The 19,250-nt window shown below is 58.1% G+C and carries 15 protein-coding genes and 1 tRNA gene; 12 read left to right on the forward strand and 4 right to left on the reverse strand.

Annotated features, from left to right (window positions below; translation table 11 throughout):
- Positions 1–82: 82 nt before the first annotated feature.
- From ACFX4F_RS10860 to ACFX4F_RS10880, 5 genes are all read left to right on the forward strand, one after another.
- On the forward strand, positions 83–1,087 hold the full coding sequence (locus ACFX4F_RS10860; RefSeq protein WP_380655058.1) for a 2-hydroxyacid dehydrogenase: 1,005 nt from the start codon (positions 83–85) through the stop codon (positions 1,085–1,087).
- Positions 1,088–1,171: 84 nt separating this feature from the next.
- A tRNA-Thr gene (locus ACFX4F_RS10865) sits at positions 1,172–1,247 on the forward strand.
- A 730-nt stretch (positions 1,248–1,977) separates the two neighbouring features.
- Positions 1,978–8,088: an RHS repeat protein gene (locus ACFX4F_RS10870; protein ID WP_380655061.1), complete on the forward strand. Its 6,111-nt coding sequence runs from the start codon at positions 1,978–1,980 to the stop codon at positions 8,086–8,088.
- A 101-nt stretch (positions 8,089–8,189) separates the two neighbouring features.
- The gene (locus tag ACFX4F_RS10875) at positions 8,190–9,041 is read left to right on the forward strand and encodes an RHS repeat-associated core domain-containing protein (protein ID WP_380655064.1); all 852 of its coding nucleotides are present in this window, start codon (positions 8,190–8,192) and stop codon (positions 9,039–9,041) included.
- Position 9,042: 1 nt separating this feature from the next.
- A complete protein-coding gene (locus tag ACFX4F_RS10880) occupies positions 9,043–9,300 on the forward strand; it encodes a hypothetical protein (protein ID WP_380655067.1) in 258 nt (85 codons plus the stop codon).
- 292 nt (positions 9,301–9,592) lie between these two features.
- Here the strand turns inward: ACFX4F_RS10880 and ACFX4F_RS10885 are convergent, their stop codons facing one another.
- From ACFX4F_RS10885 to ACFX4F_RS10895, 3 genes are all read right to left on the reverse strand, one after another.
- Positions 9,593–10,891: a PD-(D/E)XK nuclease family protein gene (locus ACFX4F_RS10885; protein WP_380655070.1), complete on the reverse strand. Its 1,299-nt coding sequence runs from the start codon at positions 10,889–10,891 to the stop codon at positions 9,593–9,595.
- Between the two features lie 69 nt (positions 10,892–10,960).
- The gene (locus ACFX4F_RS10890) at positions 10,961–11,428 is read right to left on the reverse strand and encodes a DUF6650 family protein (RefSeq protein ID WP_346484166.1); all 468 of its coding nucleotides are present in this window, start codon (positions 11,426–11,428) and stop codon (positions 10,961–10,963) included.
- An 86-nt stretch (positions 11,429–11,514) separates the two neighbouring features.
- Complete coding sequence (locus tag ACFX4F_RS10895; RefSeq protein WP_380655073.1) at positions 11,515–12,957, reverse strand: hypothetical protein; 1,443 nt, start codon at positions 12,955–12,957, stop codon at positions 11,515–11,517.
- A gap of 544 nt (positions 12,958–13,501) precedes the next feature.
- Here ACFX4F_RS10895 and ACFX4F_RS10900 point away from each other — a divergent pair.
- The 5 genes from ACFX4F_RS10900 (at position 13,502) to ACFX4F_RS10920 (ending at position 17,452) form a co-directional block, all read left to right on the forward strand.
- Positions 13,502–14,704 (forward strand): tyrosine-type recombinase/integrase, encoded by a 1,203-nt coding sequence (locus tag ACFX4F_RS10900; RefSeq protein WP_380655076.1) that lies wholly within the window; start codon positions 13,502–13,504, stop codon positions 14,702–14,704.
- Between the two features lie 248 nt (positions 14,705–14,952).
- Positions 14,953–15,222 (forward strand): HNH endonuclease, encoded by a 270-nt coding sequence (locus ACFX4F_RS10905; protein ID WP_380655164.1) that lies wholly within the window; start codon positions 14,953–14,955, stop codon positions 15,220–15,222.
- A gap of 2 nt (positions 15,223–15,224) precedes the next feature.
- Positions 15,225–15,596, forward strand: coding sequence for a hypothetical protein (locus tag ACFX4F_RS10910; RefSeq protein WP_380655079.1), 372 nt, complete (start codon positions 15,225–15,227; stop codon positions 15,594–15,596).
- A 162-nt stretch (positions 15,597–15,758) separates the two neighbouring features.
- The gene (locus ACFX4F_RS10915; protein ID WP_380655082.1) at positions 15,759–16,883 is read left to right on the forward strand and encodes an IS3 family transposase; all 1,125 of its coding nucleotides are present in this window, start codon (positions 15,759–15,761) and stop codon (positions 16,881–16,883) included.
- A gap of 110 nt (positions 16,884–16,993) precedes the next feature.
- Complete coding sequence (locus tag ACFX4F_RS10920; RefSeq protein WP_380655085.1) at positions 16,994–17,452, forward strand: DUF4265 domain-containing protein; 459 nt, start codon at positions 16,994–16,996, stop codon at positions 17,450–17,452.
- Here the strand turns inward: ACFX4F_RS10920 and ACFX4F_RS10925 are convergent.
- On the reverse strand, positions 17,449–17,667 hold the full coding sequence (locus ACFX4F_RS10925; RefSeq protein ID WP_380655088.1) for a hypothetical protein: 219 nt from the start codon (positions 17,665–17,667) through the stop codon (positions 17,449–17,451). The two genes, ACFX4F_RS10920 and ACFX4F_RS10925, sit on opposite strands and share 4 nt — an antisense overlap.
- A gap of 141 nt (positions 17,668–17,808) precedes the next feature.
- On the opposite strand from ACFX4F_RS10925, the gene ACFX4F_RS10930 reads away from it, so the two are divergent.
- On the forward strand, positions 17,809–18,489 hold the full coding sequence (locus ACFX4F_RS10930; RefSeq protein ID WP_312704449.1) for a VWA domain-containing protein: 681 nt from the start codon (positions 17,809–17,811) through the stop codon (positions 18,487–18,489).
- 2 nt (positions 18,490–18,491) lie between these two features.
- Positions 18,492–19,247 carry a PP2C family serine/threonine-protein phosphatase gene (locus ACFX4F_RS10935; RefSeq protein ID WP_133120039.1) on the forward strand — a complete coding sequence of 252 codons (756 nt, stop codon included), beginning with the start codon at positions 18,492–18,494 and terminating at the stop codon, positions 19,245–19,247.
- Positions 19,248–19,250: the final 3 nt, after the last annotated feature.

Below are 19,250 nucleotides of genomic sequence, written 5' to 3' on the forward strand. Positions count from 1 at the left end.
GGCGGCCTTCGCGCCGCGGGTGCCATCCCCATCGGTCTGCGGGTGCGCTATGGTCGTGGCGGATTTCCGCGCAGACCTTGCCATGCACATCGCCGTATTCAGTGCCCGTCCCTACGATCGCCGCTTTCTCGAGGAAGCCAACGCGCGCGAAGCGGCAGAGCAGCCGTTCCAGTTCGTGTACTTCGACGCCGCGCTGGACGTGCACACCGCCGCACTGGCACAGGACTGCGCTGCCGTCTGCGTGTTCGTCAATGACCGGCTCGATGCGCCGGTGCTGCAGGCCCTGCATGCACTGGGCGTGCGCGCGGTACTGCTGCGCTGCGCCGGCTTCAACAATGTGGATCTGGCCGCTGCGAACGCGCTCGGCCTGTTCGTCGCCCGCGTGCCGGCCTACTCGCCGGAAGCCGTGGCCGAACACGCACTGGCGCTGGTGATGACCCTCAACCGGCAGACCCATCGCGCCTACAACCGCGTGCGCGAGGGCAACTTCATGCTTGATGGCCTGCTCGGCCGCACCCTGCATGGCAAAACCGTGGGCATCGTCGGTACCGGCAAGATCGGGCTGGCCACCGCGCGCATCTTCCGCGGCATGGGCTGCACCGTGCTGGGGCACGATCCGTATCCTTCGCCGGCGTTCGCCGAGATCGGCGCGATGGTGGAACTGGAGGAGCTGCTCTCGCGCTCGGATATCGTCTCGCTGCATTGCCCGTTGACCCCCGATACCCAGCACCTGATCGACGACGCCTCGCTGGCGCGGATGAAGCCCGGCGCGATGCTGGTCAACACCTCGCGTGGCGGCCTGGTCGATACCCATGCGGTGATCCGCGCGCTGAAGTCGCGCCGGCTGGGCCACCTGGCCATCGACGTCTACGAGCAGGAAAGCGCGCTGTTCTTCCAGGACCTGTCCGGCGAGATCATCGACGACGAGGCCTTCCAGCGGTTGATGACCTTCCCCAACGTGCTGGTGACCGGCCACCAGGGCTTCTTCACCGTGGAGGCGCTGCAGGAGATCTCGGCGATCACGCTGGGCAACCTGGCCGATTTCGCGGCCGGGCGGGAGTGTGGGAACCGGGTGGCGGCGGGTTGAGAGCCCGGGCGGGCAAGCGTTTGGCGGCAATCGTCACGACCGGATTGACCGCAGGGGTGGGGCGACCGTAAAATCGCCTGCTCAGCCGGAATAGCTCAGTTGGTAGAGCGGCGCATTCGTAATGCGTAGGTCGTAGGTTCGATTCCTATTTCCGGCACCAGTTGTAATGAAAAGCCCCGGCCTCGGTCGGGGCTTTTTGTTTGGCCGGCACGGCCATTGGTAGTGCCGGCCGCTGGCCGGCTGCTTCAGTAGTGCCAGCCCATGGCTGGCAGCCCAGAATTTCGAGCCTGCGGCTCGCTCGTCCCTCCGGCTTCCCAGGCACTTAGTTCTTCGTGCTATAGCTGACCTGTAGGCCGCATTCGGCCCCAATGGGCCGTCAAATTCCTCGATCCCCATTTCCTGTGCTCTGAATACCCGGCCTTGCTTCAAGGCTCTTTCAGGGATTGGAAGGATGGGGAGTTTCGGGGGAACTGCAGGCGGCGTGTCCACCCGCTTCAGGGGAATCGAAGGTCGAATTCGGAAGCTGGGTGCTTTAGGCACTTGGCCGCGCTGCGTGCTGCTGATTGGATTCGGCCTGGCACCCTCCGCAATTGCCCAGACGACGGTCACGTACATCTACACCGACGCTTTGGGGGCGGTGGTGGCTCAGACGAATGCCCATGGCAATGCGATTAGGCGATATGACTATGAGCCCTACGGTGCAGTGGTAGGTGGTCAGGTTAAGGATGGCCCGGGATATACCGGGCATGTGAGTGACTCGGCCACTGGCCTACGCTACATGTAGCAACGTTCTTGCCGGACTGAAATTTCATTCGGTGAGCACGTGATCGCCGTCACTTGTGAATGAATTGTGAATCGTGTTACACATGTCGTGCGGGTCAACTGGGGAGTTGATCAGCACTAGCGGGTATGCGTTGAAGACTGCTCCAACCTGCAGTGACAGGTGGTGCAGGCCGCGTCATGGACGAAGGGAAATCCACCATATGAAGCGTTTCCAAGGAACGGCGCGCCGTTCGTTGTTGTGCCTGCTCGTACTTCTTGCTGGGCCAGCGATGGCCGCGCAGCCATGGCAGGAATACTCCAAGCTCATCAAATCTCGCGAACAGATCACATCTGAAGGCCCGCAACTGTTCGGTGATTCAGTGAATCTGTATACCGGCGAGCTCAGCTTTGCGGTGAGCGAGGTTTCAATCCCCGGAAACAATGCCTTGCCCGTGGCGCTGGGCAGGAAGTACGTGGTTCCCGGAGAGGGCATCCCCAATCACCCCATGGGCGATTGGGACATCGATATCCCCTTCGTCGGCGGCACGTTTGAGCATGACTCGGGCTGGAACGTGACAACCGCGCAACCCTGGGCTCGCTGCTCCTCGCCAGTGGAAGCGTGGGAGGGCGCACCTCTGGTGGTGGGCGTCCAGGGCATGTCAACCGTGGACTCGTGGGAGATGTGGCACGGCAATCAGCTCTTTACATCTACTACGGGTCCGCAGGAACTGCTGTTCCGCGTAGCCGGTTCGCCCGCGGGCCCAAGTGACGGGCGAGTGTACCCGTGGCTGACGACCCAGAACTGGACGCTGTCGTGCTTGCCCACACTAAAAAGCGGCCATGCGGGCGAGGGGTTTCTTGCACACGCCCCAGACGGAACCAAGTACCACTTCGATTGGATGGTCGTTACGCCTGTGGAGCCCTTCGCCAAGCCGAAGATCCAGGACGGAGTCGTGGTCGATCACGTGTTCCTACGTGACCGCATACGCCTGTATCCATCCCTCGTCGAGGATCGTCAGGGAAACTGGGTCAGATATCACTGGTCCGGCTCTCAATTGACGCTTATCGAAGCAAGCGATGGTCGGCGGATCGATATCACCTGGACGTCAGGCCGGATATCGCAGGTCAGAACGGGTACCCGTACCTGGCACTACGAATACAACCCGTGGGGAATTCTCCTGCAGGTTACGCGTCCAGATGGTCGCCAATGGAAGTACGACCACTCACAGGTGGCGGGGATCATCTATGACCCTAGAGAAGAGTCCGTTGCTGACGCGTTGGGGCAGCGGCGGCGCTTTGTCCAGGATCAAGGAGTGATATGTGCTTGGATGCGAGTGTTGAAGGACACGCCGAGCGTCCTTCGAATGACGCACCCAACCGGCGTCACAGGTGAGTTCACCTTGGGCACCGTCCGCAATGGCCGTACGGGCGTTGCATCAGATTGCCTCTTCCCGATGATCGGACTGAATGACTTCATACCTGATCCACCCGGCGACACCATTTCAAGTACGTTGCCGATTCGCTTCGATACCTTGGCGTTGAGGGCGAAACGCATTGTTGGTAGCGGTGTGGATCTCACCTGGCGCTATGACTACGCTCCGCCCAGCGCCCAAGCCATCACTGACTGCAGGCCCGGAAACTGCCAGACAACCAAGACCAGCACGGTGACTGCACCTGACCAGTCAACCACGGTCTTGACCTATGGCATCTATTTTCAGGAAAACGAGGGAAAGCTGCTGCGTACCGAAGTGCGCCAGAACGGCGGCACGTTGCGAACCACTGATGACATCTATGTGAGCAATGCTGAGGTTGTGTCGCAGCCATTTCCGGCCCGGGTCGGGATCAGCTCGCAAGGGCGGCAGGATACGTTCGCCAGTGAAACCTGGCGCCCCCTTCGTGAGCGGCGGATCACCGAGGGCGGGACGGTGTTTTCCTCCACCGTCGAGCAGTTCGACACGCTGACGCGTCCCCTGCGCGAGAAACGCCACAATTCGCTGGGAGAGTCGCGTACCACCGCGACTGAATTCCGCGATGAGGGGATCCGTTGGATTCTTGGGCAGGTTGCCAAGGTGACCAGCGTCGACTCCGGTCTGGAGATCTCCCGCACTGACTTTGATGCGTTTGCGCGCCCGTCCCAGAGCTGGTCCTTTGGTCGCCTTGATTCAACCACTGAATACGATGTTGATGGCACCGTGTCGCGTTACGTCGACGCCAATGGCAATGCTACGCGTCTCTCCTCGTGGAAGCGCGGCTCTCCCCAGCTTATCCAATTCGCGGACGGTGCGAGTGTGCAGGCCACAGTTGACGACCACGGCTGGTTGCGCTCGGTTACTGATGAGAACGGATTCACCACGTCCTATGACTACGACATCATGGGGCGCATCAGTGGCATCAACCAGCCATCCGGCGACAGTGTTGCCTGGAGTCCAACGAACATTTCGCTGGAGTACATGCAGGCGGCTGAGAACGGTATTCCTGCTGGTCACTGGCGGCGGAGCGTAACCACCGGTGACGCCCGGTCGGAGACCTATCTGGATGCGTTGTTCCGGCCGGTGCTGACCCATGCTTTTGATGCTCGTAATGTAGCCGGCACACAATCATTTGTCCGCTCTGTCCTTGATCATGAGGGACGAACGCTGTTCACTTCCTATCCGCACGCGTCGCTGCCAGCAGCAACAGGTACGTGGCAGGAGTTCGATGCGTTAGGCCGTCTGGTGGCCACGTCGCAGGATAGTGAGCTCGGTTTGCTTACAAGCTACGTCAGCTACAGCGGTGGCAACTCCGTCCGTATCCAGAACCCCCGTGGCCAAGTGACAGTCACGCGATACGAAAGCTTCGATGCACCTGCCCAAGACAACCCTGTGCTGATCGAGCACCCCGAAGGGGCGCGCACAGCAATCAGTCGGGATGTTCTTGGAAAGCCGCTGAGCATAATGCGGTACAGCATCGATGGGGCGACCTCTCTGCTGCGGAAGTTCATCTATTCCGGCGACCAGCGTCTGTGCAAGAGCATCGAGCCGGAAACCGGCGCGACGGCTATGGGTTATGACGCTGCAGGCAATCTGGCATGGTCTGCATCCGGTCTGGCTAGCCTTTCCGATGCGTGTGACGAGCCGGCAGCAAGGGCATCAGGGCGCCTCGCTACACGCACCTACGATGCACGTAATCGACTGAAGACGCTGGCATTCCCTGACAACAATGGCAGCCAGTCCTGGACGTATGCGCCTGACGGAAAGACGGCGTCCGTAACCACCCAGAATCAACTGGGAGCAACGAATGCGACAAGCATGTTCGAGTACAACCGCCGGCGACTGCTCGTTGGCGAAGAATCGCGAATTCTGAATGGGTCGACGCAGACCCTTGGCTACGCCTACGACAGTATGGGGAACATTGCAGGCGTGCGATATCCGAGCGGCAGCTATGTACACTACGCGCCCGATGCGCTGGGAAGGCCCACCCAAGTGGGTGACCAGGTAACGCAGATCAGGTATCACGCCAATGGAAGTGTGGCGTCCTTCACCTATGCCAATGGCATCGCGCATTCGTCGCCACAGAATGCACGGCAGCTGCCTCTGCAGATCAATGACGCAGGTGTGCAGGGTCTGCAGTATCAGTACGATCAGAACGGCAACGTCAACGCAATCAATGATGCAGTCGACGCTGTGCGCAATCGCACGATGAGTTATGACGGCCTGGATCGCTTGACACGAGTTCAATCGCCGTCATTCGAGGGTACGGGGGTCTTTGAGTATGGCTATGACGCGCTCGACAACTTGACCCGGGTCAGTCGTGGTGGGGTGACGGACCACTCTTATCTTTACGACGCGTCAAATCGCCTGACCAATGTCCGCAACGCGGCCGGCGCCACGGTGATAGGGCTGAACTACGACGTCCAGGGCAATCTGAGCACGCGAAACGGGCAGGCCTTTGTCTTCGATGCGGGTAATCGCTTGCGTGCTGCTGCAGGCAAGGAGCGCTATGACTATGATGGCTTTGGACGTCGTGTCCAAGCCATCGACACCGAGGAGCGTGGAATCCGCTCGCTCTATGGCAATGATGGCGTCCTGCGTTGGCAATACAACCAGCGTGATGGAAAGATCCTGGAGTATCTGTACGTGGGCGGCCGCCTGGTCGCACAGGTTGAGCAGCCTGCAATGATGGGGGTTCCTGTACTGGTTGCTCCTGTGATGGACTCTACAGGCACTTTCAGTGTGGGTTGGTCGGACGTGGGCGCTGTGTCCTATGAGCTGCAGGCGTCCATCAATGCAGGAGCGACTTGGGCGCAGGTCTACCGTGGCGGCTCCCGCACCGCAAACGTTCAGGTAGGCGCCGCCGGGTCCTATCTGTATCGCGTGCGCGCATGCGATGGTAGTACCTGCGCTGCCTGGAGTTCCGTCGTGAAGACGGATGTCATCTTCAAGCCGGCCACGGCGCCGGTGCTGGTTGCACCAGGTATTGGCCTGTCTGGTACGTTCAACATCGAATGGAGTGCTGTGGCTGCGGCAACGCGCTATGCGCTGGAAGAGGCCGGCTCCGCAGCCGGCCCCTATACGGTGATATACGATGCGGGGCTGCTGAGTTTCGCTGTCACTTCGCGCCCGGCGGGTGACCACTTCTACAGGATTCAAGCCTGCAATGTTGCGGGGTGCAGTCCTTGGTCTGCTCCGGCCAAAGTTGCTGTGGTGCATCCGTCGGGATCATCCCCGGTGCTCAGCGTGCCGACCACAAGCATCAATGGTGTAGTGGCAGTTCAGTGGTCGGGTATCGCCGGCACTGCCAGGTACGAGCTTGAACGCGCTGCTGCCGAAGGCTGGGCGCAGATCTACAGTGGCGCTGCCCTGTCATTCAATGAACAGGGACTGGCATCCGGTATCCATCGCTATCGAGTGCGAACCTGCAATGCGGCCGGCTGTAGTGCCTGGTCTGCTGAGGCGGTCACGACCATGGTGCGCGTGCCTGCTGTCGCACCGGTCATTGCGTTGTCCTCTACACAAGCCAGCGGCACCTACAGCGTGAGTTGGTCGGCGATTGCCGATGCGGCAACCTACACGTTGCAGGAGCAATCGGCCGGCGGTAGCTGGGCCGTCGCATACAGCGGTGAAGCTCGGAGCTTTGCAGTCAGTGGCAAGGGAAACGGCACTTGGTCGTATCGCACGCAGGCCTGTAACGCAGCGGGTTGTGGTCCGTTCTCGGTCGTGTCTGCCACCGAGGTTCTGTTGCCACCGGGGGCGCCCGCAGTTAGTGCCCCTGGCTCTTCCGCGACCGGTAGTTTTGCTGTCACCTGGACATCTGTGCCGACCGCAACGACCTATAGGCTCGAGCAGTACAGCGGTGCTGCTTGGACCGAGGTGTATGCAGGCTCGGGATCCAGTTTTACCGTTGGAGGACGAAGCACTGGTACCTGGTCCTATCGCGCCGTTGCATGCAATGCCAGTGGATGTGGCACATATTCAACGGCTGTAAGCACCCAGGTTCTGTTGCCTCCGCCTTCACCTTCGTTGCAGGCGCCTCCATCGTCCGACTCCGGTGCCTATCGTGTGTCCTGGTCGACCGTGGCGACTGCCATAAGCTATGACGTGGAGCAGTCTGCGGGAGGTGGTTGGTCCAGCGTTTCCAGTGGCACCAGTACTTCGGTCGATCTGACTGGACGTCCCAACGGCACGTATCGCTATCGTGCGCGTGCGTGCAATACGTCGGGTTGTGGCGGATGGTCGGCTGAGATCTCCGTCGTGGTTGTGTTGACCCCGCAATCCGCACCGGTGCTGAGCGTGGAGGCGGAGAGCGGTTGGCGGGTCGCCTATCCCAGTTGGACCCAGGTTCACCTTGCCAATGAGTATCGTCTGCAACGCCGCTTCAACGGTGGTGGCTGGCAGGAAGTGGCCCGTGGGGCAATGAATAGGGTCGAATTGTCGGTGTATCCGGGAGCACATGCGTTTCGTGTTCAGGCCTGCAACGGAGAGGCGTGCGGACCCTGGTCTGCGGAGGCCAACACATTTGCTCTTCCCGACCCTCCTTCATGGGCCTATGCCGAGTATATAAAGGGTGGTTGCAGAGTCACCTGGAATGGTTCTGAGGGGGCCACCTATTCCACGATCGAAGATGACTTCGGCGTGCGCGTGGCTGGGAACGAAATGGTTTTTGCAACGTGCTCGTGGGCGTACACGGTGCGTAATTGCTTGGATGGCCACTGCAGCCAAGGGAAAACTGTACAACCGGAGGGGGGCGACCCATGGCTGTAATGGTACGGGCAAGCCAATGCGCTATTGGGTTGGCAGGGCGCATTTTCATGAAGTCTGCGTCAAGGGTTGTCGGGTTGATCCGAGGGACATGGCAGCAACTCATGATTGCCGCCCTGCTGCTCACTGGGCAGGTTCAGGCCCAGACGACTGTCACATACATCCATACCGATGCCCTCGGTTCGGTTGTTGCCGAGAGCGATGCCAATGGCAACGTGATCAAGCGCTATGACTACGAGCCCTACGGAGCCGTAGTAGGAGGTCAGGTCACGGACGGGCCGGGTTATACCGGGCACGTGAGCGACTCGGCTACTGGGCTGAGTTACATGCAGCAGCGGTACTATGATCCGCAGTTGGGTATGTTCCTGTCGGTCGATCCGGTGACTGCGTATGACCGGCCGGTAGGGCAGTTCAATCGATACCGGTATGCGAACGGTAATCCGTACAAGTTCACAGATCCAGACGGGCGGGAGAGTGGTGCAGCCTTCAAGGTAATCAACGACGCCACGAATGGGCAGCCGATTACTCCACCGCCCAGAAATCCAAGCGACAGACTCGGGCCGGCAATTGGCGCTGCACTGACAGCAGTTCTGGCCGCTCCAGTGCTGGCAGAGGTAGGTCTGGTCGCAATGGCAAATCCAGGAGCAGTTGCCACGGCAGCCGAAATTGGTGCAGGAGCTGCTGGTGTCACGGGCACCTCTGGCGCGGTGGCGGGAAAGATCACCGGGTACACGAAGCATGGGTTGAATCAGGCGATCTCCCGCGATGGTGGCAGAGGTGTTTCTGCAAAGGCCATACTATCGGCGGTAAAAGACCCTGCGAAGGTTGCCGAGCAGGTCGGTGGCAGGACTGCTTACACCGGGAAAGATGCGAAGGTAGTCCTGAATGGTGAGGGGAAGGTCATAACTGCCATTCCAAGAAGCAGCGATGGGTTGAGAGACCCGAAGGTGAAGTGAAATGAAACGGTCTATCTCGTCCCGTCTGCATTCTCTGTTGGTTGAAATCGCAGCGAAGCACAGCCTTCACTTGCCTGAAGAGGGAATCAAGCACCTTGTCAAACAGGACCGCGAGTCGCTGATCGATGCATTAGTGCAAGAGTTTTCGGAGACCGGTTTGGGATCTGACGATGAGCCTAATCAACGAGGCGTCGAGATCGAAGAGATCATCGATTTCGTTGGCGCTATCGCTGATCAGACTGATGCGTCTAGCGACTAGGCAATGGTTTATTTGGAGCCGTAGGCGGCCGGTCGCAGGTTCGATTCCTGTTTCCGGTACCAGTTGTAATGAAAAGCCCCGGCCTTGGTCGGGGCTTTTTGTTTGGGTGAGTGTTGGAGCTCATTGATTGGTGAGGGATTCGCTGCAAGCTGGTCATTGGTGGGCATCCATGTTGCCCTTTGCGGATGGTTCGTGTCCGCGCAGATCATTCGCGGTATCCACTGACGTGCTGGCTTCAGACTCGCTTAGGGATCGCGGCGAGACCGGCGAGTCTGATAGCGAAAGGGCGGTTTCAAGGGTTAACGCTGCTGACTTCTAGCAAATTCTTCAGACGCACAAAGACCTCGGGGACCCGATGAAAGAGTTCCTGAAGACTTAGATTTTTGTCCAGAACAATCCATCTGCGGCTGGCGTCACTGTGTGTTGAAAATCGTGGGTCGTACTCCGCAAGTAGTCCTCGAAGTTGCTTCGCTTCAGCTTCAGAGCGGGCGTGATGTGAGTTCCACACCAGAGAAACTCTGAACTGAGTTCTATCCTTGTTTGAGTAGGTGATGCTTAGATAGACAGGCCACCAATCACCATTGAAGTACCTTTCCCAGCCAGTAGGGCATATGTCCATCCATACGCGCCCATGCTCTAGAGAATCGGTTGTCAAGCCTGGAACACGTGCCAGCAACGATGAAGCTACTGACGCCATGCCCTGTGTTTCGCGGAGTAGGTCTCCAAGTGAACGATTCTGGAGCATGAATTCGAGTTCAGCAGGCGGCGCACGACTTGACAGCCATTCAGTCTCGATGCGTTTTATCGACATCGAAAGCAAACGCTTGATGGCATCGCTGTGATCATGGTGCAACGCCGAAGCTAGTTCTATGCTTCTTTTGCTCTGAGGGCTGTCCCAGTCGGTCTGCCTATTGCAGTAACTCACAACAAGCCTCGCTGCATTGTTCCCCCGTTCCATGTGCATCAACGCGCGATTGGCAGACACCTGGAGCCACTCGTAGCCGATATGAAGCCACGTGCTAGCGCTCGGGAGCTCCTTTTCATCATCCCCTTGGAAGTAGCGGTCTAGGGCGATGAACGCGCAATCATAATCCTTTAGATTTGAGTTGGACGATGCAATATCATCGAATTTTGTCTTATAGCTATCGAGCTGGTGGTCTGAGTGATTCATTCCAGCCTTGTTCTCAATAACCAGAATGAAATGATTCTGTGGGTCAATTACGAAGAGGTCCACCCGCTCTCTCGCGTTAATTCCCAGTTCCCGGGCAACGAACGCCGAGCCAAAGGTCGCTGTACGAATGCGAGAGGGGGGCCAAGCAGAGAAGAATCGGGAAGTTCTACCTCTTCCATCAAGGACAGCGGTTGAGCGAGCAGACGTAGTTGCAGCGATTAGTAGGTCACGTAGGATCTGGTCCCCCTGTCCATGTCCCTCGCGGGGATCGAGTAGCCAAGCTAGCATGCTGGAGTGCTGGTTCTCGGATAGATTTATCACGTCGAGCAAATCGTCACTTGTGCGTAATAACTCGCACAATTCAACAACTCGAGGATCAATGAAAAATGCTTCTAACGCTTCTTCAATATCTGCTGTCACATCAAGTTCCACATTTTGGGCTGGACGTGCCCTCGAGCTTAGGAGGGCTGGCTCGCGACTGTCTCTTATCTAGTCTTGGTTGAATGGAATGATAGTCGCGAGTTCATCCTCTACATCCAGTCCATAGGCAGTGGAAACTTCGGCAATTGCTAAGCCGAAGACTTTCCTTAGTCTCGTTAATTCGCGGCTGAGAATGGATTTTTTAACGGGGAAGGGGAGTGCATCAAATCTTGGGGATCCGACGATGTCGCAGAACTTTCGACACGCTCTTCGCATTTTCGCCGAGCTCTTGCCGAGTGGCGTGTCTGCTCCAGTTTTTTGAATTGTATCCGTAAGATTTCTGCGGATTTGTTCAACCGAGATAAGGCAGTACTGATGGCCCTCCATCTCCTCTGGTCGATAAAGAACCCTTCTATCCTCCAGCTCTCGTATGAGATTTCGAGCAGTGGTTACATCTGCCGTCACTGGTGTCCACTGTATTCCAAGGATTGGCGTGCTGATTCCTGTAAGATGGCTTAGTATTTCTTTATAGTTCAAGGGTTCTACCTTTTAATTAAAAGAGAATCGCTTACTTGGGTTGTGCGCAAATTGGTTGCTGGAGTATGGGGTGCTATTGGCGTCCACTATCGCTTGCTTGCTGACATCTGCGGTCGCCCATCGACGATGCAGATTTCAGAGGCTGGAAGTCCTGCCTCAAGCCGTGCGGATCGAGTTCGGCTCAGCTCAGACATCTTCTGGGAACTAAGGTTGCCTATATCAATCACGACGTAGAATGCTTTGGTTGTCCCTTCTGCACCCTTATAGGCTTCAAGTTGTTTTGTATAGCCGGCGACTAGCTTCGGATTGGTGGATCGCTTGAGTTCAGCGAGAACCTTAACATTGGCGCCGTTGGACATCTTAAAATCTACCGGCCCACATCCTGCGTCTGATTCGGGGGATAGGTCGAGGTTGTTCGCCTCGCAGTACGCAGCTGCGACTGCGTAAAACAGGCGCTGCATCGCCTTTTCTAAGCGGGCTGTTGTCAACTTTTCATTCCACAGATCTTTCCACAGACCCTTATCCTCAATTAGTGATTTGAATTTGTCGATAATTTTCGTCACGGCGTCCGTCGCTTCGGTCAGATTCAAACTTCGCCCGGAGTATTGATGCAGTGACAAGGGCTCTGAGGCTGCTATGCGCTCCCTTAGATCCGCTGGATAAATCTCGCCGCGATGGTCATTCTTTAGGTCGTAGGGGGCGTCCGCAGCAGCTCTAAGCAGGTCCAAGAGCATTTCAAAAGATGTCTTGCTTTTAAGCGCGAGTTTGAGTGTCTCATCCTTGTCACGCCTCGTTTTCGCCCGCCAGATATCTCCGATCTGAGCACTCACTCTATTCTTAAGGTCTTCGGTTATCTGGGCAGCTTCGCTTATCGCGCTCCAGTCGGCAGCGATCGGGAGGTCTCTAACGATATCGCGCGGAACTAGGAGGATTGGCTCGCTGGGCTTAAGTGGGTTCCACGGAAGCTGCTGCTTCTTCCCGGCAAGCGTAAAATCTTGAACTTGGATTTGGAGCTGCGTGCAAGCGCGAAGCGTAAAGGCAGCTAGGCAGTCGACCAGGATGTTGGTCGTCATATCGCTGATACGATCTGGGCCTACCCCGGCTTCAAACAGGCAAAGAACCATGAAAAGGTTGGGATCCCGCACTCCAATGGAAATGGCCTGTTTGGCGTTGATAGCTAAATTATCTATAAGTTTTGAGCCAAACCCGGATCCGGAGACCCCGCTTGAGTAGCCAAGATGAGTGTAGGGGACTTCATGAAATTTCAGCAGATTTCTGGCGGATCTTTCCGCGAGGTCGCCCGGTTCCTTAGATTCTAAAAGAAGGGCGCATATGCTCTCAAACCTTGCGATGTACGCTTCGGTTGCGCACTTTGCGAATTCGTCGTCTGATGCATCATCCAGAAGAAGAGGGTCGATGAAGAGGTTGGTGTCGCAATTGAGTGTCACATCAATCGCGCCCACGGATTCCAGTTGAGCCTGCGTGACCTTCCACGCCATCGAAAGTGTTACTGGTTCATTAGAGGTCATCGCTATTCCTTAAGATCGAAGCTTGCCCCTTTGAGAAGGGAAAGCGGTTCTTCCGTTAACAAAGCAAGTGCTGCAATTCCTTGTTGCTGAACTTGAATCTGCCGTCAGTACTTCTCATCTACTGAATCACTTGCTCCAATGACCAATCACCCATTCCCATTGATGGGTCGAGTAATCCCACCGCCAGTGGGCACGTACCCATTTGGTCTTTCCGATAGGCCGGATGGTCTGGATGTTCTGAATTCGATCCGGTGGTTTTGGCGGCTTGGGTGGATGGATCTTTCGTATGGCCATAAATCGACTCTCCTCTAAAGTAGTGGGAGTGGATCGCGACGACTTGAGTTGAAGTCAGTAGCTCTCTAAGAGAGCGTTGGGGCAGAGTTATCCGCCTTATGGCAGAAACTGTGATGGCGGTCAAGTTGCGGGCTGGATGTGATCTTCCTAGCCCATCCCTGCAATCGAACTCGCGGACGATCCTCATCCAAACACCGCCTCGCATCCTGTCCTAAGTTGGCTCTATCGCCACTTACGGACAACCCGCCCGATGTCATCTGCCCTCACCAAGCGCATCGTTCTTACAGCAGAACCCCGTGATCGCCCCTACGAGCTCAGGGACGCTCAGGTTCGCGGCCTGATCTTGCGAGTGCAGCCATCAGGGCACAAGGCGTGGATTGTGACCTGGGCGCACGGTAAGCGTCGTACCTTGGGTTCGGTCGAACATCTGACACTTGATCAGGCCCGCGACCAAGCCCGGCAAGCGGTCGCTGAGTACGTTCAGTCCGGATTGCCGGCGCTCGCAAAGTCCAAGCCCACCAGTTGCACTCTCGAAGTGCTCCTTAACGATCACTTCGAACCTTGGGCCGTTGCTGAGCTTAAGGGTGGTTGTCAGTATCCTGACCGCATCCGATCCGTGTTCCCTTGGCTGCTGCGTCGTCAGATCATTGAGATTGACGTGCCCACCATGGAGCGATGGTGGCGCGAGCGTGTCACTGGCCCTGACGCCGTGACCAAGGCTACCGCAGCGCGCGACTTTGCTTGCCTGAGGTCAGCGCTTTCGCGGGCTGTGGAGTGGAAGTTGATCGAGACCAATCCCCTCATGGGCATGCGTCAGCGATCAGCAGCTAGCCGCAAGGTGGTTCGGTTCCTGTCCCCGGACGAAGAAGCGATGCTCCGGGCCGCGCTCGCAGCGCGCGATCTAGCCGGGGTTGAGGGCAGGGCGAACGCTAATGCGGCCCGTCGCCGGTACCAGCAAGCGGTTCTGCCTGATTTGCCGATGGACGGGTATGTCGATCACCTAACGCCCGTGGTTCTTACAGCCATGAACACCGGTATGAGACGGGGTGAGCTGCTGTCGATGACATGGGCCGACATCAACTGGGAAGCAAAGATGCTCACCATCCAGGCGGAGAACGCCAAGTCCGGCAGGCAGCGTCACATCCCTCTGAACACCGAAGCTATGGAAGTCCTGCAGCGTTGGGCTGGGCAAGCGGGCGAGCGCCGTGCGGGCAAAGTCTTCGACGTGACCGACATCAAAAAGGGGTGGGGAAAACTCATAGCCGATGCCCGCATTGAAGAGTTCCGCTTCCATGATCTGCGCCATCATTTCGCATCACGCTTGGTGCGGGCAGGGGTGGACCTGAACACCGTGCGGGAGCTCTTGGGACACGCAGACATCACCATGACTCTTCGCTACGCCCACCTGGCCCCGGACACCCTGGCGGCGGCAGTTGCCAAGCTGGCGGCGTGAGAGCGCTAGCGCCTCTGTGTTCCAGCCAAACGCTCGAGCTCTTCCCGCATCCTTTGGCGCTCCGCAGAGGGAAGCTTGGCGAAAGCCAAGATCGCCGCAGCTAGGTCATCGTCCTCAGCGAAGATGCGACGGCAGCTGCAGTGCCCTTTGTTCCCGGAGGCGCGGGTACGGCAATCAAGGCCGCCAGGGGACTTGATAAGGCTGTTGACGGTGCGCGCACAGCTGAAAAGCTTGGCGACGCGGGCAAGATGGTTGGAGATCTTCCAAAACCACCCACGGGGCCGGGGGCAGTTCCAGTAGCACAACGAGACCCACAGCGGTTGTTCACTGATTCCGCACGAGAATCCAAGCGAGCTGAACAAGGTGGAAAGTGCGCGACGGGTTGCGGGACGTCAATTGATCGGAGCAATTCCGCCGGGCATCATGTCGAGCGACACGCCGACGGTGGTCCTACAACATCCTCCAATCATGCCGAGGTCTGTTTGGACTGCCACAAGCAATTGCACGGGAGAGATTAACAATGAATGAGACGACCATAGCTAAAGATGGTGAGAACGAGATTGCGGTGCCGCAAGCTTGGCGGCCCACGCTCGCAGCCATCGTCGATGCTCTGATTCAAGGGGGCGAACCATCGCTACCGCAGGTAACCCTTCAGGCCCCAGATGTGTGGGCAAGCGCGCTAGAGAGCATTCGCGCGTATGGCGCACACTTGAAAAGGCTGCCAGATGAGTCCTGGAATTCTTCCGTCTGCATCTGGTATGGAGATTTTTGGAATGTTCTGGTTGATCTTTACACAGAAGAGGAGGGACGGAGTGATCTAGCGCTTCAGGCTCACGTGTACGAAGTTGGTGATGGATATCGATACGAGGTGGTTTTGGTATACGTTCCGTAAAACCTGTAGGTCTGTTCGAATTCCATCGGTTTTCAAATTAAGCGGTGACTGAATTGGCGGCTACATGTGGCGGGGCTATGCACTGCGGACGATCCTCATCCAAACACCGTCTCGTATCCTGTCCTAAGTTGGCCTTATCGCCACTTATGGACAACCCGCCCGATGTCATTCGCCATTATCAAGCGCATTGTTCTCACAGCAGAACCGCGGGATCGCCCCTATGAGCTTAGAGACGCTCAGGTTCGTGGTCTGATTCTTCGAGTGCAGCCCTCTGGACACAAAGCATGGATCGTCACCTGGGCGCATGGTAAGCGTCGTACCTTGGGATCAGTCGAGCACCTGTCACTTGATCAGGCGCGCGATCAAGCTCGCCAAGCGGTTGCTGAGTACGTTCAATCGGGCTTGCCCGCGCTGGCAAAATCTAAGCCCACCAGTTGCACGCTCGAAGTGCTCCTTGACGATCACTTCGAACCGTGGGCTGTAGCTGAGCTCAAGGGTGGTCGTCAGTATCCACCATGGCCCCCAGCGCGCGCTGAGACAGTCCGCAGTGCTCGAGCTTCGGACAGGCGTCGGGCAAAGATGGTGGTGATGGCTATCCATGCGGCCAGCAAGCGCAGCTATGGACGACATCGGCTGGTCAGGGCCCTGCGCGCCCGGAATCATCGCGTTGGTCACAAGCGGGTGGCACGTTTGATGGCCGAGGAACGAATCCAGGGTAAGACCAAGGGGCGCTTGCGGCGCAAAGCTTCCGCCGGAAGTTCGACCCTCGCCCCAAATCTGCTGGATCGAAAATTCGCCCCCGGTGCCGGGCCGACGGCTTTGGTCGGAGATATCACCTATGTCGCCACCCGTCAGGGCTGGCTGCATCTAGCGGTGGTCATCAGCGTCCAGACCCGACAGGTGCTGGGCTACAGCACGTCCGACCGAATGACCGAGGACTTGGTGCTAAAAGCCTTTGCCAACGCCTGGGCCCTGCATCCACAACTGATCTTCCATTCGGATCGGGGCGGGCAATACTGGGGCAATGAGTTTCGCCAGCTCCTGCAATCCCGCGGGGTGGTCCAAAGCATGAGCCGGCCTGGCAATTGCTGGGACAACGCAGTGGCCGAGCGCTTTTTTGCCACGCTCAAGGCGGAAGAGGCCGCTGAACCTTACTCAAGCCGGGAGCAGGCCAGCCAGTCCATCACCACCTACATCCACGGCTTCTACAATCCCGCCCGGCTACACTCGGCACTGGGCTATCAATCGCCCAATACCTACGCCCGGCAGCTCAAAGCTGCCGCCTGAAACGGCTTCATGGCGTCCGTTTTCAGGGAGCCAGATCAAGTTTTGTGCAGCTCCTGTAACATTCACAAGAGCAATAAAGTTGACTGGGTTCCTCCTAAAGATCGAACGCCATGACCAAAGCCGAGTACGTAAAAATTGCGTTTAGATTGCTGCAGCAGGATGGATATCCCCCTGCTGAGTGGGAGGGGCTGTGGGCTCTTCCTCAGCCTGAAGGGTACCTCATCGATAGCGTGCCATTTTATGCCCGGCTTATTAGTTGCGGCGATGTTGTTTGTGCGACTGAGATCAATGGCGATCTAGTATTTGATAGTGTAAAAATTCCCGGTGGGCATTCAACGATTCGCGTAATATCATACTTGAGTGAGTTGGTATCCGAAGTGCGGAGTAGAGTTGAAGGGCTTGGGTGCTCTACGGAGTTGAGTCATGTTGCAACTTTTTTTTCGATCGACGTGCCGCCGAGAGTGAATTATTGGAATATCGTTGATCTTCTGGATATGTATGCGGAGAGAGGGGGGCTGGACTATGAGGAATCCTCGATTCAACATGATGAAAGAAGTGGTGATGGCTAGGTTTTCGAATTTTTCGGTGTATTTTTCTGTTGTTGCTTGCCATCTTCATTAAATTCACAATCTGGTCCAAATTGCACTGCTGCCCCCACTTCGAATGAATCGATTGCGACATCCATGTGTTGCACCGCCTGATTCCATTCTGGCGATCGGTGGTGTCTGGCGACTTGCGAAGAGCAGCTCGCAGGTTCGACTTCTGTTTCCGGCACCAGTTGCATGACAAGCCCCGGCCCAGGTCGGAGCTTTTTGTCTGACCGGCACGGCTCCCCGTGAGACCTCGTCCCCTGGACCTCCAGCTCCCCCTATAATCGGCCGCGCAGATCACCTGCACCGGTTCACCCGCACGGAGGCTTCCCATCATGTCCATTGCCGCAATTCCCGATGTTTCACTGGTCGACAACAGTGAGCAGCGCACGCCGTTGATCCTGGTGCTGGACTGCTCCGGCAGCATGAGCGGTGGCCCCATCGAGCAGTTGAACGCGGGCCTCAAGCTGTTGGAGCAGGAGCTGAAGGCCGATGTGATCGCGGCCAAGCGCGTGCGCGTGCTGCTGGTTGAATACGGTGGCATGGACAACGCGGCCATCAGCGGTGACTGGTGCGACGCGATGGATTTCACCGCGCCCACGCTGTCGGCCAACGGCACCACGCCGACCGGTGCGGCGGTGGAACTGGCGCTGCAGGAAATTGAAGACGAGAAGGCGCGCTTCCGCCAGGCTGGCGTCGCCTACACGCGGCCGTGGTTGTTCCTGATGTCCGACGGCCAGCCCACGGACGCCTGGGAAGCGGTGGCTGAGCAGTGCCGCGAGGCCGAGCAGCAGAACAAGGTGGCGGTGTTCCCGATCGCTGTCGGCAATGCTGACATGAGCGTGCTGGGCCAGTTCAGCCGCAATGGCGAGCGCGGCGTGAAGCGCCTGCAGGGCCTGCAGTTCAAGGAGCTGTTCCTGTGGCTGAGCGCGAGCATGCGGGTGGTCTCCAATTCGACGCCCGGTGGCCAGGTGCAACTGCCGGCCACCGACAGCTGGTCGCAAGTGCCGGTCTGACCATGGCCTGGCGCGTGATGGCCGCATCGGCCACGGGGCGGTCCCATCTGGACCGCGGGCAGCCGTGCCAGGACGCCTATGCGTCGGTGCAGGTGGGGCAGACATTGGTCGCGGTGGTCTGCGACGGTGCAGGCTCCGCATCGCACAGCGATGTGGGCGCGCGGCATGTATCCAGCAGCGTGGCGGCGTCGGTTACCGGATCTGCCCAGCTCGGGGCAGATCCGTTGGCACTGCCGGTGGATGCGTTGCGCGCCATCATCGAAACCGCCGTCGACGATGCGCGCGGTCAGCTGGCGATGCTTGCGCTGAGCCAGGGCCTGAAGCTCTCCGACCATGCCTGCACGCTGGTAGGGGCGGTCGCCACGCGCGATGGCGGCTGGTTCTTCCATGTCGGCGACGGCGTCGCCGCCTGCGCCTTCAGCAATGAATCGCCCGATGCCGTGTCACTGCCCGCCAACGGCGAGTACGCCAACGAGACATGGTTCGTGACCGGTGGCAACTGGCGCGAGCAGCTGCGGCTGACCCGCTTCGAAGGGGCGATCGATGCGCTGGTGCTGATGTCCGATGGTGTGCAGCCGTTTGCGATGTCGCGCGCGGGCGACAGCCTGTTCCAACCGTTCATCGCACCGGTGATCCGTTATCTGGCCGGCGTGGACGAGACCCACGGCAGCCAGGCGTTGCACGCGACGCTGGCCGATCCGCGCACCGATCAGATCACCGGCGACGACAAGACGTTGCTGGTCGCGCTGCCGGCCTGAGCA

The sequence above is a fragment of the Stenotrophomonas sp. YIM B13575 genome, assembly GCF_042787595.1.
GTDB classification, from domain to species: Bacteria; Pseudomonadota; Gammaproteobacteria; order Xanthomonadales; family Xanthomonadaceae; genus Stenotrophomonas; species Stenotrophomonas lactitubi_B.

Coding starts and splice junctions, on each gene's coding strand:
- ACFX4F_RS10860 (WP_380655058.1), top strand. CDS start 83: ATGCACATCGCCGTATTCAGTGCCCGTCCCTACGATCGCCGCTTTCTC.
- ACFX4F_RS10875 (WP_380655064.1), top strand. CDS start 8,190: ATGATTGCCGCCCTGCTGCTCACTGGGCAGGTTCAGGCCCAGACGACT.
- ACFX4F_RS10880 (WP_380655067.1), top strand. CDS start 9,043: ATGAAACGGTCTATCTCGTCCCGTCTGCATTCTCTGTTGGTTGAAATC.
- ACFX4F_RS10895 (WP_380655073.1), bottom strand. CDS start 12,957: ATGACCTCTAATGAACCAGTAACACTTTCGATGGCGTGGAAGGTCACG.
- ACFX4F_RS10900 (WP_380655076.1), top strand. CDS start 13,502: ATGTCATCTGCCCTCACCAAGCGCATCGTTCTTACAGCAGAACCCCGT.
- ACFX4F_RS10905 (WP_380655164.1), top strand. CDS start 14,953: ATGGTTGGAGATCTTCCAAAACCACCCACGGGGCCGGGGGCAGTTCCA.
- ACFX4F_RS10910 (WP_380655079.1), top strand. CDS start 15,225: ATGAATGAGACGACCATAGCTAAAGATGGTGAGAACGAGATTGCGGTG.
- ACFX4F_RS10915 (WP_380655082.1), top strand. CDS start 15,759: ATGTCATTCGCCATTATCAAGCGCATTGTTCTCACAGCAGAACCGCGG.
- ACFX4F_RS10920 (WP_380655085.1), top strand. CDS start 16,994: ATGACCAAAGCCGAGTACGTAAAAATTGCGTTTAGATTGCTGCAGCAG.
- ACFX4F_RS10925 (WP_380655088.1), bottom strand. CDS start 17,667: ATGCAACTGGTGCCGGAAACAGAAGTCGAACCTGCGAGCTGCTCTTCG.
- ACFX4F_RS10930 (WP_312704449.1), top strand. CDS start 17,809: ATGTCCATTGCCGCAATTCCCGATGTTTCACTGGTCGACAACAGTGAG.
- ACFX4F_RS10935 (WP_133120039.1), top strand. CDS start 18,492: ATGGCCTGGCGCGTGATGGCCGCATCGGCCACGGGGCGGTCCCATCTG.